General features: G+C 67.7%; 10 protein-coding genes and 1 pseudogene. 5 read left to right on the top strand and 6 right to left on the bottom strand.

Annotated features, from left to right (window positions below; all coding sequences use genetic code 11):
- Positions 1-136: 136 nt before the first annotated feature.
- The 4 genes from AC5LXX_RS23610 to AC5LXX_RS23625 all read right to left on the bottom strand — a co-directional run bounded on the left by AC5LXX_RS23610 (position 137) and on the right by AC5LXX_RS23625 (position 5,918).
- Complete coding sequence (locus AC5LXX_RS23610; protein ID WP_185658093.1) at positions 137-934, bottom strand: response regulator transcription factor; 798 nt, start codon at positions 932-934, stop codon at positions 137-139.
- Positions 935-1,445: 511 nt separating this feature from the next.
- The gene (locus AC5LXX_RS23615; protein WP_124447588.1) at positions 1,446-1,919 is read right to left on the bottom strand and encodes a GNAT family N-acetyltransferase; all 474 of its coding nucleotides are present in this window, start codon (positions 1,917-1,919) and stop codon (positions 1,446-1,448) included.
- Positions 1,920-2,021: 102 nt separating this feature from the next.
- A complete protein-coding gene (locus AC5LXX_RS23620; protein ID WP_493411165.1) occupies positions 2,022-3,116 on the bottom strand; it encodes a hypothetical protein in 1,095 nt (364 codons plus the stop codon).
- A gap of 237 nt (positions 3,117-3,353) precedes the next feature.
- Positions 3,354-5,918: a hypothetical protein gene (locus AC5LXX_RS23625; protein ID WP_493411166.1), complete on the bottom strand. Its 2,565-nt coding sequence runs from the start codon at positions 5,916-5,918 to the stop codon at positions 3,354-3,356.
- Between the two features lie 196 nt (positions 5,919-6,114).
- On the opposite strand from AC5LXX_RS23625, the gene AC5LXX_RS23630 reads away from it, so the two are divergent.
- Positions 6,115-6,780 carry a cation diffusion facilitator family transporter gene (locus AC5LXX_RS23630; protein WP_493411167.1) on the top strand — a complete coding sequence of 222 codons (666 nt, stop codon included), beginning with the start codon at positions 6,115-6,117 and terminating at the stop codon, positions 6,778-6,780.
- 203 nt (positions 6,781-6,983) lie between these two features.
- On the opposite strand, the gene AC5LXX_RS23635 is transcribed toward AC5LXX_RS23630, so the two are convergent.
- A complete protein-coding gene (locus AC5LXX_RS23635) occupies positions 6,984-8,174 on the bottom strand; it encodes a helix-turn-helix transcriptional regulator (protein WP_124447597.1) in 1,191 nt (396 codons plus the stop codon).
- 280 nt (positions 8,175-8,454) lie between these two features.
- Between AC5LXX_RS23635 and AC5LXX_RS23640 the strand changes: the two genes are divergently transcribed.
- From AC5LXX_RS23640 to AC5LXX_RS23655, 4 genes and pseudogenes are all read left to right on the top strand, one after another.
- Entirely contained in the window at positions 8,455-9,393 is a 939-nt protein-coding gene (locus AC5LXX_RS23640; RefSeq protein ID WP_493411168.1) for an alpha/beta hydrolase, read from the top strand.
- A pseudogene (gene ribBA, locus AC5LXX_RS23645) lies at positions 9,390-10,514 on the top strand (bifunctional 3,4-dihydroxy-2-butanone-4-phosphate synthase/GTP cyclohydrolase II). Before AC5LXX_RS23640 ends, ribBA begins: the two are co-directional and overlap by 4 nt.
- Before the next feature lie 148 nt (positions 10,515-10,662).
- On the top strand, positions 10,663-11,073 hold the full coding sequence (locus AC5LXX_RS23650; protein WP_493411169.1) for a helix-turn-helix transcriptional regulator: 411 nt from the start codon (positions 10,663-10,665) through the stop codon (positions 11,071-11,073).
- Positions 11,074-11,075: 2 nt separating this feature from the next.
- Entirely contained in the window at positions 11,076-11,771 is a 696-nt protein-coding gene (locus AC5LXX_RS23655) for a HipA N-terminal domain-containing protein (protein ID WP_493411170.1), read from the top strand.
- Positions 11,772-11,784: 13 nt separating this feature from the next.
- Here AC5LXX_RS23655 and AC5LXX_RS23660 read toward each other — a convergent pair whose 3' ends face one another.
- Positions 11,785-12,912: a 4-hydroxyphenylpyruvate dioxygenase family protein gene (locus AC5LXX_RS23660; RefSeq protein ID WP_322082409.1), complete on the bottom strand. Its 1,128-nt coding sequence runs from the start codon at positions 12,910-12,912 to the stop codon at positions 11,785-11,787.
- Positions 12,913-13,003: the final 91 nt, after the last annotated feature.

Consider the following 13,003-nt stretch of genomic DNA (forward strand, 5'->3'; position numbering starts at 1 on the left):
CGCGCGGTGCGATGGAATGTGCGAAGGCATGGAGGCGAACCGCGGCGAGCAGAATTGCGCGCGCTGTCGTCCGGCGAAGCCGCGGCAAGCGGCACGTCCCGGCTCGATCGATCATCACGCGCGCTCGTGTCATGCGTCAGCGCCCGCCGGTCGCGTGCCGCGCGACCGGCGCATCGAAGTCGTCGGCATAGGCCGGCACCGGCATCGTCGTGCGTTGCCGTACCGGCGCGGCACGATGCTCGCGCGTCTGGATGAAGATGCGGTAGCCGACGGCATACATCGTGCGCAGGTAGACGCCATGCTCGCCGTTCAGGCTGAGCTTCTTGCGCAGCTTGTAGATGTGCTGTTCGAGCGAACGGCTGACGACGTCCTCCGGGCTGCCCCACACCGCCCGCGCGATCTCGCCGCGCGCGACGTACTTGTCGAACTGCGAGAACAGCATCCATGCGATCGCGAACTCGCGCGACGTGAGCCGGATCACGTCGCCGGCCACGCTGACCGTCGACGCGTGGCGATCGAGCCGGTACGGGCCGCACGTCAGGCGCTCGCGGTCCACGCTGCTGCGCGTGCACTGGAGCCGGCGGCTGGTCAGCCGCAGACGCAGCAACAGTTCCGGCAGGCTGATCGGCGCGAGCACGATCTCGTCGGTTTCGTAGTGCAGCAGGTCGACGGCTTCCATGCTGTCGTTCGGCGAGCAGATCAGGATCAGCGGCGCGCGCTGGACGCCGTGGCACGCGCGATGGACGAGCACGGGATGCTGCGGATCGATGCCCGCCTCCATGCTGATCAGGATCGCGTCGAACTCGCGACGCGTGAGCGCGCGGGCGAAGCTCGTTTCGTCGTCGAACCGTTCGACGGCGATGCCGTTCGCGGCGAGATGGCTGCAGATTGCATCGCGCCGCGTCATGTCTTTGGAGAAAACCGCGAGATTCATTATCAGCTCGTTCCCTGGATGAGCAGGCAGGAAATGCGTCGTCCATGCCGGCCGGCGAGCGGCGTCATGCGAGGAGCGATGCCATGGTTCCGACTGCGGCAACTGGACGCCCCGGCTGTCGCGACAGGCTGCGTCGGCGACAGCGGATGCGATGGATGCAACGTACAGCTCCGGCTCGGTTATCCGGATCGTGAGTGGAGAATGTCTGGCCAGGCGGCGAAATATGCCGCGAATAGGGATATATCGCGCCGCCTTGAATTCGTCATGCATGCAACAATCATCGGTATTGGATACCAATGAATGAATTCCTCCGGAAAGGATTCGATCTGTTTATCTTTAATAAGTAAACAAATGAATATCGATTCGATAAAGCCGTTTAAACCGACCCTATAAGTCGCGATGAAAACGATTATATGGATTTATGCTGACTCCTTCATGAACCGCAGCCGCACCGCTCGTCGAATGGACGCATTCGTCTCGCCGCGATGGCGTTCGCCCGACCCGCATCGCATCACGCCTCCGCGCACTCCTGCTGCGCCAGGTCGCGATTCATCGCCGCGAGGTAGCGGCCGTCGAGGAAGCGGCACTCGTGTTTCAGCATGCCGTAGAGGATGAAGTCGGTCCGGTCGGACGCCCCCTCGCGGATCACGCCTTCGCGCCGGAAGCCGAGATTTTCGTCGAGCTGCTGCGCGGCAAGGTTGTCGGCGCGGACATAGCCGCTGATCCGGTTGCAGCGCAGCAGGATGAACGGAAAGCGGAACGCCGCGCAGACGAACCCGGGCGTGATCACGTGCGGCGAACCGGCCACCGCGAAATGCATCGCCACGTTGGGGCCGTTGTAGGCCTGGTACACCACGCCCGCCACGAGCCGGCCGTCCTTCTCGAGGCCGATCGCGTCGTCGTAGTTGGGGTAACGCGCCTCCCCCGTCAAGGACGCGACGAACTGCATCACGTCCTCGCTTCGATCCAGAATGAGCCGTCTCATGCCAATTGCGATTGCCATGCGGCGAGGCGCATCGCGCCTGCCGCGTCGTCAGTCATGTCCAGGCCGCGGGTGGCCGCGGCCGCTCCGGTCGCGCCCGCCACGTCAGACGGTGACCGTCTGCCCCTGCGGATCCACCGGCCCGAGCCCCAGCTGGCTGAGCTTTTCGACTTCCTTGCCGGTCGCGGCATCCTGCGCTTCGCCCTGGCTGCCGCGCAAGTCGCCGGCCGACACGCTGACGTCGGACGCATCGATCGTCTCGCGGCCCTGCGGCTGGTGCTTGCCGTTCGTCGAGCCGGTATTCAGGATCTCGGCTGCCGCGCTCTTGCCGCTGTCGAACGTGATCGAGCCGTCCGCGTTCTGCTTGCCGATGCTCTTGCCGCTCTTGTCGTAGATGTTGCCTTGATCGTCCATCTGCACCTGCACGGTACCCTTGTCCGTGCTCAGCTTCACGTTGTGCAGCCCCTGGCCGGCCTGTCCGGAGCCGCCCAGGCCGACCGGGAGCCCGCCGTTCGCATACGGCGAGCTGCCCGATTGCGGCACGGTGCCATTCGGCGACGCGCCGTCGCCGAGCGTGATCGTGATGGTCTGGCCGCCGGTCGGCGAATTGCCTACGCCGATGTTGACATCCTGGCCGCCGGGCACGCCGTTGGTGCCGTTCGCGTTGAACGCGCCGCCGTTCTGCGGGTAGTTCACCGGAATCGTCGAGCCGCCATCCGTGCCGCCGGCGCCGCCGCTGCCGTTGCCGTTCGGGCCGCGGAGGTCGCCGGCCGACACGCTGACGTCGGACGCATCCATCGTTTCGCGGCCTTGCGGCTGGTGCTTGCCGTTCGCCGAGCCGGTATTCAGGATTTCCGCCTCGGGGCTCTTGCCGCTGTCGAACGTGAACGAACCGTCCGGGTTCTGCTTGCCGATGCTCTTGCCGCTCTTGTCGTAGATGTTGCCCTGGCTGTCCATCTGCACCTGCACGGTACCCTTGTCGGTGCTCAGCTTGACGTTGTGCAGCCCCTGGCCCGCGCCGCCCAGGCCGTTCGCGCCGTTGCCGCCGGCCGGCGGCTTCAGGAGCGCGGCCAGCGAACCGGCATCCAGCGTGAAGCTCGCCGGCTGATTGGCCGACGATGCGCCATTGGCTCCGGAATTGCCGAAGTCGGTCGGCGTGGTCGTCGACGGACTGACGGTAATCGTGATATTCGCGGCCATATCGGACACTCCTGTCTTTGATTGGAAGTATTTACCCGGCTTGCATTTCGTGCGGTCAATATAGGTGAGTGACCGACGCGACACGAGAACCGGTGCGTATCGACGCGCATAAATACGAAGCGAAATATCGATTAATGTGCGTCATAATTACCTGACTCATTCTCATAATCATGAAAAAATGACTGCCCTTCCTGCAATCGTCCGTTTCTTCGCCGATCGTCGGCCATTGCCGCGACCCTAGCGCCGCCCCATCGCCGAACCGAGCGCCGATTCGAGACGGTCGGTCGGCGACTGCGCCATATGCCTGACGACCGGATCGGGATCGTTCTTCATCTGCTTGGCCTGATCCTCGTCGAGCGGCTTCTGCGCGACACCGCCCGCCGCGGTTCGCAGATGCGCGATCGCCTCCATCTTCGACATCCCGAGATCGCGCATCAGCTGCAACGCCGACGCAATGTCGCTGCCGCCGTCGGACCGCCGGTCCTCGTCGACCGCCTTGCGATAGAACTTCTTCAGTTCCTTGTGACGCACGCCGTTGCTCGCCTCCAGATAGGCGGGCGCCAGCGAGTGCCGGCCATGGCTCTCTTCGAGCATGCCGACCACGCGCGCGGCCGCATGCTTCTTCACGAGGTCGACCTCCTGCTTCTTGTTGTCGGTCGACTTGTTCTCGTTGAACCTGTCGAACTTGATCGGCAGGAGACGTCCGATGCGCTGCTGGTTGACGGTGTCGCGAATGCCGTCCCAGGCCTCCTTTTCCGTCGCATCCGGCTCGCCGGCGAGCTGCTTTTCGAGCCGGTTGCGCATCGCGCCGTCGGCGATGGCCGCCATCTTCTTGTCGCGATAGTGCTGCTTGAGCGAATGGGCCGCCTTGCGGTTGTCGAGCAGGTCGCGCCCCGACAGGATCGCGCCGCCCGCGATCGCCGCGGACGCGGCGCCATGCGTGCCGACCGCCAGGCCGACGCCGGCCCCGATCCCCATGGCCGACATGGTCGTCTTGATCGCAGAGCGGACCACGCGGTTCTTGCCCTGGACCTCGGCGATGTAGCGTCCGGTCAGCACGTCGAGCATCTTCTCCCGCTGCGGGCCCTCGGGCTGGCCCAGGATCGCCACCTTGAGGTCGTAGCGGGACTGGAAATCGGTCTTTCCCGCGATTTCCGACAGCGGCACCTCGCGGCCGCCCGTCTTGATCTTCGGGTCGTCTGCGGAGGCCGGCCAGTTGCCCAGTTGCTTCTGGTAGCGGCTCTTGCGCATCGCGGACGTGCCCAGTTCCTGCGCCGCGTAGACCGTATTCACGCCTTCGTGCGCCAGGGCCAGCGCGGACGCCGGCGACGACGTCAGGTGCGCCTTCGTCAGGCCCTGCACGATCCCGCCTTCGGGTTTCGTCTTGTTCAGCAACTGCGGCAGCGCGTTCTCGTTGTCGACCCGGATCCAGCGCCCGAATCGGCGCAGCACCTTCGCGCCGACGGTGGCGTTCGGCACGAGCTGGCCCAGCGCTTCGCCATGCGGGCGCGGCGCCGCGTCCTGCTTCGCGGTCTGTGTCGTTCCGTCCGCTTGCTTGTCGAGCGGCGCTTCGCCGCTTTTGCGCGGGGCCAGGTCGGCCGGCGGCTGGGTCGTGACGGGCGCGGCCAGCGGCGCCGTCGAGCCCGGCGGCGGCTTCGGTACCGTCTCATCGGTCTCGCCGGCGGCGGCCTTGTCCGAGGTGCTGGTGATCGCCTCGAAATGCCCGTGCTGGTCCCATACAACGACACGATGCGTCGGCGCCTGCCCCGCTTGACGCTGGCTGCCGTGGAACTGGCCGATCGTCGTGACCGGATGCGCGTCCTCGACGCCCGCCTGCACGACACCGACCTGCATGTCGACGCCGAACTTCTCGTTCACGAGCGAGACGAGTGCCGCGCCGTGCCCGCCTGCGTTGGTGTCGAGCAGCAGCATCCGGCCCTTCTCGTCCGGGTGCTGCGCGTCGAAGGCGGTGCGGATCTCGCTCACCGCCTCGTCCAGCGCCGGACCGTCGAGGTCCGGATTCGCGCACTGCACGAGCGCGTAGATCGAGCAGTTGTTGCCGCGGCCGCCGTTGCGGATCGGCTGCATGTCCTGGCCGGCCAGCGCCGCTTCGAAGCGCGCGTTGGGCGAGCGGGTCGCTTCGAGTTGTGCGTCACGCGCCGCTTGCGGCACATCGGCGACCACCGTCGTGTGCTTGTCCTTATTGGTAGACGGCTTGACGGACGGCGTGTCGAGGTCGACGGTTTCGCCGAAAAACGTGTCGAATACGCGACCGAGGCGCGCCACGTGGTCGCCGGTTGCGGGCGCGGCGGCCGTCTCCGCCGCCCTGGCGGTCTTGTCGGTTTTCGTGACCGAAGTCGTCTCGGTCTCCGTCTCGTGCAGCGTGGCCGCGACGACGGCCGGCACGTGCCGGGGCTCGGACGTCTCGACCTCGCTCGTCTTGTCCGTGATCGACGCGGGCCGGCTCTTCGATTTCAACGAAGCGAGCGATGCGTTCGAGCGCGGCGTCGGCGATTTCCGGACGGTAAAGCCCGTCGTACGTTCGCTGCCCGGCGTCGCGCCGCGCTTCGCGATGCCATCCAGCGCCTTCAGCGTTTCGGCGCCCCAGTCGGATGGCGATTCCCGCGTCTGCTCCGCCGACTTGCGCGGCGAGCGCGTCTCCAGCCCGGCGAGCTGCGGTGGCGGCGTCGCGCCCGGCGCCGCCTTCTGCTTGCCGGGATCCGGCGCCTTGCGTTCGCCGGACGTCGTCGAGGGTTCGGGCTGCCGTCGCTCGAGCACGGCGTTGCTGATCTTTCGGAACATGGGGGTCTCGCGGCAGGATCGTACTGCGCGCTACGTTGGCACAGCGCGGGCGCGGATCCGGCCACGCCACGAAGCGAGCACCATTTTCACGAAGGCCGTTCATGACCGGTTCCGCGATTCCGCCGCTGTCACCGATCTGCCACCGTCAATCGGTACCGTTCGGGGCTGACCCACGCTATCGACGGACGAATCCGCCATGCAGCGCACGTCGCGCGCCACGCCCCACGTTTACGCGGCCACGTCCCGCGCCCTCGCCGTCAGCCTCGCGATCAACCTGCTGCTGCTCGCCGCCGAGACGGTTGCGGCGTGGTCCGCGCATTCGTCGGGGCTGCTGGCGGACGTCGCGCATGCGGCGATCGACCTCGCGGCCGATGCGCTGATCCTCGTCGCGTGCCGGCTCGACGCCCGCCTGCCGCCCGAGCGGCGCCCGACCTTCGAACCGCTCGCGCTCGCGGGCCTCGGCGCGCTGCTCGTCGCGACCGGCGCGCAGATGATCTGGCATGCGATGACCCGATTCGATACGCCGCCCGTCGTGCAGCCGGGTGCGGCGACGCTCGCGCTCGTCGCCGTCACGCTCGCCGGCAAGGCCGCGCTCTCGTCCTGGATGCTGTGCAAGGCGCGCGAGACGGGTTCCGCGCTGCTCGAGGCGAGCGGTTGGCATGTGCGTACCGATGCGTTGTCGGCGTTGCTGGCGGCGCTTGCAATGAGCGCGGCACTGGTCGGCTTCGGCCGCCTCGACGACGTGGCCGCGCTCGCGATCGGCGCGCTCGTGATCCGCACAGGCGCCGCGTTCATCCGGCGCGGCTGTGCGCAGTGGCCGGCGCTGGCCGAGTGGGCGAATCGCTCGACGCGCGGGTCGTGAACGCGGCGGGTATCGTCGAACGTCCGATGCGTGCTGTTGGCTCGGTCGGCTGGAATGAAGAAGAGGCTCGCGCGGTGCGAGCCTCTTTTGCATGATGCCGTCGTTGTCGTGCAACCCGCGATGCGTCGACTGATGTCGATGTATCGCCGGACGAGTGCGTTCGCTTCCGATGTGCCGACATCAGCATCAGCACCCGCATCCGCCTAGCCGAGCGGCACGACACTCCCGAGCAGGATCCGCACGAGCGTCGCCTGCCGCGTGACACCCGTCTTCGAGAAGATCGCACGCAGGTGCGTGCGCGCCGTGTTCTTGCTGATCCCCGATTCGTCCGCGGCTTCCTCGAGCGTCAGCCCGTTCGTCAGCAGCAGCGCGAGCGATGTCTCGGCCGGCGTCAGGTCGAACAGCTTGCGGATGATTTCCTGCGCGCCCTGCGGCTTGCGGTCGGGGTCGCGCAGGAACAGCGTGACGGCCGGCCGCCGCTTGTTGTCTTCCGACCAGTCGGACAGCAGCACCGTGCGCACCAGCAGCCCGAGGCGCGGCTTGTCGAAGCTGCGTGTGATCGGCATCGCCTCGACGGTCGCCGCGGCCGTGCCGTGGTGGCCCATCACCGCGTGGCGGATCAGCCGCTTCAGCGTGCGGTTTTCCTGCGCGTCGGTCGCTTCGATCGTGCCGCGCGCAATTGTCAGGCCGTTGTTCTGCTTGAGGATCTCGTCGGCGACGCTGTTCATGTCGATGATCGTGCCGTTCTCGTCGAGCGCGATCGTGCCGACCTGCATGCGGTCGATCGCGTTCGCATAGATCGAGCGTTCGACCTCGGCCGAATCGAGCCGCGAATGCAGTTCCACCGCGCGCTTCAGGTGCGGCAGCAGCAGCGCGCAGATCGCCTTGTCGCGTGCGGAGAACTGCTTCGCCGCATGGTTGCGGCAGACGCGGAACCGGCATTCGACGCCCGATGGCGTGCGCAGGTCCGCGCCGAGGATATAGCGCACGTCCTGCGGCTTCAGGAACTGCTTGTACAGCTCGCTCGACAGCCAGCCCGTGTCGCCGAACACGTCGTCGACGGTGACCACGCGATCGGCCGGCAGGCCGACGAACGGATCGAGCGAATAGTAGTAGTTGTTGTACGACGCCTCGCCGTCGCCCGGGACGACCGGGCCGAATTCCGACGCGTGCACGGACAGCGGCGCGCGACGATCGCTCGCGGCCGCGCGCAGGATCAGCGTCACGTAGTTCGCCTGCAGCCAGCGACGGACGAGTTCGAGCGCACCGGCCCACGGCGGCGTCTCCAGCGGTCCCTGATAGATGCGCGCCATCAACTCGCTGAAATCCGCGACGCCGATATCGGCCTCGTCACTGGTTGCCTGGCTCTCTTGCGGAGCCCATCTCGTCTCCATCAGCACGCTCCATCCTCCATACGACATGTATCCGGTGCGACCACCCGCGCCGCCATGATTAAGACGCGTCTAAATTCCAGCGTCATCGGGAGATTCACTGAATGCTGAGAATTGGCCATCCGCGCGTGTGAACCATCGTCCAATCGGATGATGTGGCGCCCTGCCTGCTGCGCTGGAATGCCCGTCAGGCCGTACCGGCAAGCATCCGGTGCGGACTCAGGGAAAACCGCGACACGGGTTTACCTGATTCAGACCGCATTCGATTCAGACAGGAGTTCCCATGCCGCTCGACCCTCAGGCGCAGGCGCTGCTTGCCGCATTCGCCCAGGCCCCCGCGATCGATTTCGCGCAGCTCACCGTTCCCGCCTACCGTGCGAGCCTCGCCGCGGGCGGCGCCTTCGCGCCCGGCGATGCCGTCGCCGCCGAAGAGGATTGGCAGGTTCCCGCCTCGGGCCGTCAGTTGTCCGCACGGCTGTATCGGCCCGACGCCGACGGGCCGTTGCCGCTGACCGTGTTCTTCCACGGAGGCGGCTTCGTGTCGTGCGGCATCGACTCGCACGCGAACCTGTGCCGCAGCCTCGCGCAGCGGGCCCGCACGCTCGTGCTGTCGGTCGACTACCGGCTCGCGCCCGAAGCGCGCTTCCCGGCTGCCGCGCACGACGCATGCGACGCCGTGCGCTGGGCCGCGGCCAGCGCACGCGATCTCGGCGCGCGCGCCGGCGCGGTGGCCGTGGCCGGCGACAGCGCAGGCGGCAATCTCGCGGCGGTCGCCGCGCTGCAGTTGCGCGGCTCGGGCATCGCGATCGCGCATCAGTTGCTGCTGTATCCGGTCGTCGATTGCGCGACCGAGCATCCGTCGTATCAATCGCTCGGCGATGGCTATTTCCTGACGGCCGACATGATGCGCTGGTTCAAGCATCACTATTTCGACGACGGCGCCGATCGCGCGTCGCCGCTTGCCAGCCCGCTCGCCGCGCCGGACGTCGCGGGTGTCGCACCGGCGACGATCGTCAGCGCCGAATTCGATCCGCTGCGCGACGAGGCCGAAGCCTATGCGCAGCGTCTCGCGCAGGCCGGCACGCCGGTGACGCTCGTGCGCTGGCCGGGCCAGCTGCACGGTTTCGCGAGCATGCTCGGCGCCGTCGACGCAGCCGACCGCGTGCTGACGTTCGGCGCCGCCGCGCTGCGCCGCGCGTTCGACGCCACGGAGGCGCAATGACGCTCGCCGGCACGCGGGAGATCGTCGACGAGCTTCGTGCGGGCCGCATGGTCCTGCTCGTCGACGAAGCGGATCGCGAGAACGAAGGCGATCTCGTGATCGCCGCCGATCACGTGACGCCCGACGCGATCAATTTCATGGCGCGCTTCGGGCGCGGGCTGATCTGCCTGACGCTGACCGCCGAGCGCTGCGAGCAACTGCGGCTGCCGCCGATGGCCGACCATAACGGCACGCCGTTCGGCACCGCGTTCACCGTCAGCATCGAGGCGGCCGAAGGCGTGACCACCGGCATTTCGGCGGCCGATCGTGCGCATACGATCCGCGCTGCCGTGCGGGAAGGCGCGCGCGCCGACGATCTCGTGCAGCCCGGCCACGTATTCCCGATCGCCGCGCGCCCGGGCGGCGTGCTCGTGCGCGCGGGCCACACCGAGGCCGGCTGCGATCTCGCGGCGCTTGCCGGGCTCACGCCGGCGTCGGTGATCTGCGAGGTGATGAACGACGACGGCACGATGGCGCGCCTGCCGGAGCTGAAGACGTTCGCCGCGCATCACGGGCTGAAGATCGGCACGATTGCCGACCTGATTCACTACCGCCGCGAGCACGAGTCGCTGGTCGAACGCGTCGGCGAACGGCCGCTGCATACGCCGTGGGGGCGGTTTCGCGCGATCGAGTATCGCGACGCCGTGCACGGCGCGCCGCATCTCGCGCTCGTGCGCGGCTAGCCCGATCCCGCGACGCCGGTGCTGACGCGCGTGCACGAATGCCATTCGCTGCTCGACCTGCTCGACGCGGAGCCGTCCGCGCATTCGTGGCCGTTGCACGCCGCACTGCAGCGGATCGACGCGGCCGGCTGCGGCGTGGCGGTGCTGCTCGATTGCGACATGCGCGGCGACGCGATGCGGATGCCGGCCGGCAACGTGCGCCGCGACGGGCGCGTGACGGGGATCGGTTCGCAGATCCTGCGTGACGTCGGCGTGCGGCGGCTGAACGTGTTGTCGAGCCCGTTCCGGCTGCCTGCGCTGTCGGGACACGACCTGGAGATCATGGCGTTCATCCCGCTCGGGGACGACGATCCGGAAAGTGCGCGGAGCGCGCATGCGAATCCGCTTCGGGCGGCCTGATGCGTCGATGCGCGGGCGTCGTGCGCGACGCTTTGCGGGGGATGGCCGGCTCTACGCGTTACAGGCTTTCGTTTGTTTTTTGTAAATACAGCCTTTGATTTGTATTTTCCGATTACAAACGATCGCCTGTTATCTCGCGGAGCGCCCGATGGCTTTTCCCGTCCAGACCCTGACCCAATTACGCCCGATACTCGTCGGCTTCCGGAAGTCCGCGGGGCTCACGCAGGCGCAACTGGCCGCCCGCGTCGGCGTCACGCAGCAATCCTACGCGCAGCTCGAAGCCAACCCGTCGGTGGTCAGCATCGAACGGCTTTTCAAGGTGCTGAACGCGCTCGGCGTTCGCATGACGCTCAGCCTCGACGAACGGGATGAATCGGCGAAAGCGGCCGCTGTCGCTGCCGATTCCGCTGCCGCGCCGGCGGTTCGCCCGCCGGCTGCGAGCAAACGCGGCGCCACGGCCGCCCAAAGCCCGGCCGGCACCACGGCCGGCGTCGCACGGAAGCGGCCGGCAGCGACGCCCCGCGCCAAGCCGCGCGTTTCGAAGCGGGAGGACTGGTGACGATGGTCACCCGCGCCCGCCACGACCGGCTCGACCTGTGGATGAACGGTATTCCGGTCGGCTACTGGGAGGTTCGGCGCGGCGTCGAGCGCCTCGTCTACCTGCCCGACTTGCTCGACGATCCCCAGGGGCGACCGTTGTCGCTGTCGGTGCCCTTCACGCCCGGCAACCAGCCGCATCAGGGCGCGGTCGTTGCCGACTACTTCGACAACCTGTTGCCGGACAGCGAGCCGATCCGCCGCCGCATCGCGCAGCGTTACCAGCTCGGATCGACGGCGCCGTTCGCACTGCTCGCGTCGATCGGCCATGCGAAGAACTTCTGCATCGCGCACCTGCCCGGCAACACGTATCGCAGCACGCCGCTTTACAACGTGCTGTCCGCGCATCCGATCATCGGCACGCGCCGCAACCAGATTCCGCCGCGCCGCGCGCGCCTTGCGATGGCCGTGTGCGGGAAGAACCGGCACTACGTGATCGGCGAGATCCAGCCGCGCCACTGGATCGCGCAGGGCCGGCGTGTCGGGCTGACCGAGGACGACGTGCGCGCCGCGATGGCCGCGGTCGTTGCTCGCACGGAACCCGCGATTGCCAAGGCTGCCGCGCAGATCCCGGCGGATTTCCCGATGGACATCGCGGATGCGATCTTCGACGGCATGCGCCGGCAGAGCCGCAAGCTGGGGACGGGCGATACCGCGTGACGGGGCAGCCCGCTCAGCCGGCGTCGCGCGCGCGGGCGAGCGCCGCGAGGTTCCCTTCGCCGAACCCGTGGTGCCCCTGGCGCTGCACGATCTCGAAGAAGATCTCGCCGGGCTTGCGCTTCACGAAGGTCTGGAAGAACAGCTTCGGCACGCCGTCGCTGCCAATCTCGCCGTCGACCAGCACCGCCCGGCGGCGCAGCGCGTCGAGATCGACGCCGTGCCCCGGCAGCCGCGCATCGACGTCGTCGTAATAGCGCGCGGGCGGCTCGATGAATTCGACGCCGTTCGCACGCAACGCATCGACGCACGACAGGATGTCGTCGGTAGCCAGCGCGACGTGCTGCACGCCCTCGCCCGGATGGTCGGGCAGATACGCGTGCATCAGCTCGGTGCGCCGCGTGCCTTCCTCGTAGACCGGAATCCGCACCGCGCCGCACGGCGATACCATCACGCGCGATTCCTCCGACACATGCCAGTGCGCATCGATCTCATGGATCTCGCGAAAATGCAGCAGGTCGTGGTAGAAATCCAGCCACTCGCGCATGCGCCCCGCGCCGACGGTTTGCGTGAAATGGTCGACCTGCTGCAGGCCGACGCCCGCGCAGTCGAGATCGGTGTGCGCGGTCGCGATGTCGATCGGCCGGAAATCGATGTCGAAGATCGAGATGTCGCCGACGCCGCCGCGCTGGCCGTCCCGCCCGCGCCAGCGGTCGACGAAATACAGGTGCGAATCGCCGATGCCCTGGATAGCCGGGATCTTCAGTTCGCCCACGCCCACCTTTTCGCCCTCGAACGCCCATGCGCCGAGCTCGATCGCCCGCTCGAACGCACGCCGGGCGCTCGCCACACGCAGCCCGATCGCGCAGACGCCCATCCCGTATTCCTCCGCGTAGCGCGCAGCGAACGAATCGGGCTCGGCATTGATCAGGAAATGCATCTGCCCCTGCCGGTACAGCGTGACGTTCTTGCTGACATGGCGTGCGATCGCCTTGAACCCGAACTGCTCGAAGCGCTGCGCGAGCGCTTCCGGCACGGGTGCCGCGAATTCGACGAACTCGAGGCCGGCCATCCCGAGCGGATTGGCGGCCGGATCGGCAACAGGCGGCGTATCGCTGGACAGGGGGTGGGAATTGCCGGGCATTCCAGTCTCCGAGGGCATGCGGTCGATGGGGACGGCGCCCGTCGCGTGCGGCCTGTGCGGCCGACGGAACGACCGCGCATCCGCCCCGAAC

The sequence above is a fragment of the Burkholderia torrens genome (genome assembly GCF_984668525.1).

Excerpts from the sequence above, each read along its gene's own strand:
- AC5LXX_RS23610 (WP_185658093.1), bottom strand. The coding sequence starts at position 934 with ATGAATCTCGCGGTTTTCTCCAAAGACATGACGCGGCGCGATGCAATC.
- AC5LXX_RS23615 (WP_124447588.1), bottom strand. The coding sequence starts at position 1,919 with ATGAGACGGCTCATTCTGGATCGAAGCGAGGACGTGATGCAGTTCGTC.
- AC5LXX_RS23620 (WP_493411165.1), bottom strand. The coding sequence starts at position 3,116 with ATGGCCGCGAATATCACGATTACCGTCAGTCCGTCGACGACCACGCCG.
- AC5LXX_RS23625 (WP_493411166.1), bottom strand. The coding sequence starts at position 5,918 with ATGTTCCGAAAGATCAGCAACGCCGTGCTCGAGCGACGGCAGCCCGAA.
- AC5LXX_RS23630 (WP_493411167.1), top strand. The coding sequence starts at position 6,115 with ATGCAGCGCACGTCGCGCGCCACGCCCCACGTTTACGCGGCCACGTCC.
- AC5LXX_RS23635 (WP_124447597.1), bottom strand. The coding sequence starts at position 8,174 with ATGGAGACGAGATGGGCTCCGCAAGAGAGCCAGGCAACCAGTGACGAG.
- AC5LXX_RS23640 (WP_493411168.1), top strand. The coding sequence starts at position 8,455 with ATGCCGCTCGACCCTCAGGCGCAGGCGCTGCTTGCCGCATTCGCCCAG.
- AC5LXX_RS23650 (WP_493411169.1), top strand. The coding sequence starts at position 10,663 with ATGGCTTTTCCCGTCCAGACCCTGACCCAATTACGCCCGATACTCGTC.
- AC5LXX_RS23655 (WP_493411170.1), top strand. The coding sequence starts at position 11,076 with ATGGTCACCCGCGCCCGCCACGACCGGCTCGACCTGTGGATGAACGGT.
- AC5LXX_RS23660 (WP_322082409.1), bottom strand. The coding sequence starts at position 12,912 with ATGCCCGGCAATTCCCACCCCCTGTCCAGCGATACGCCGCCTGTTGCC.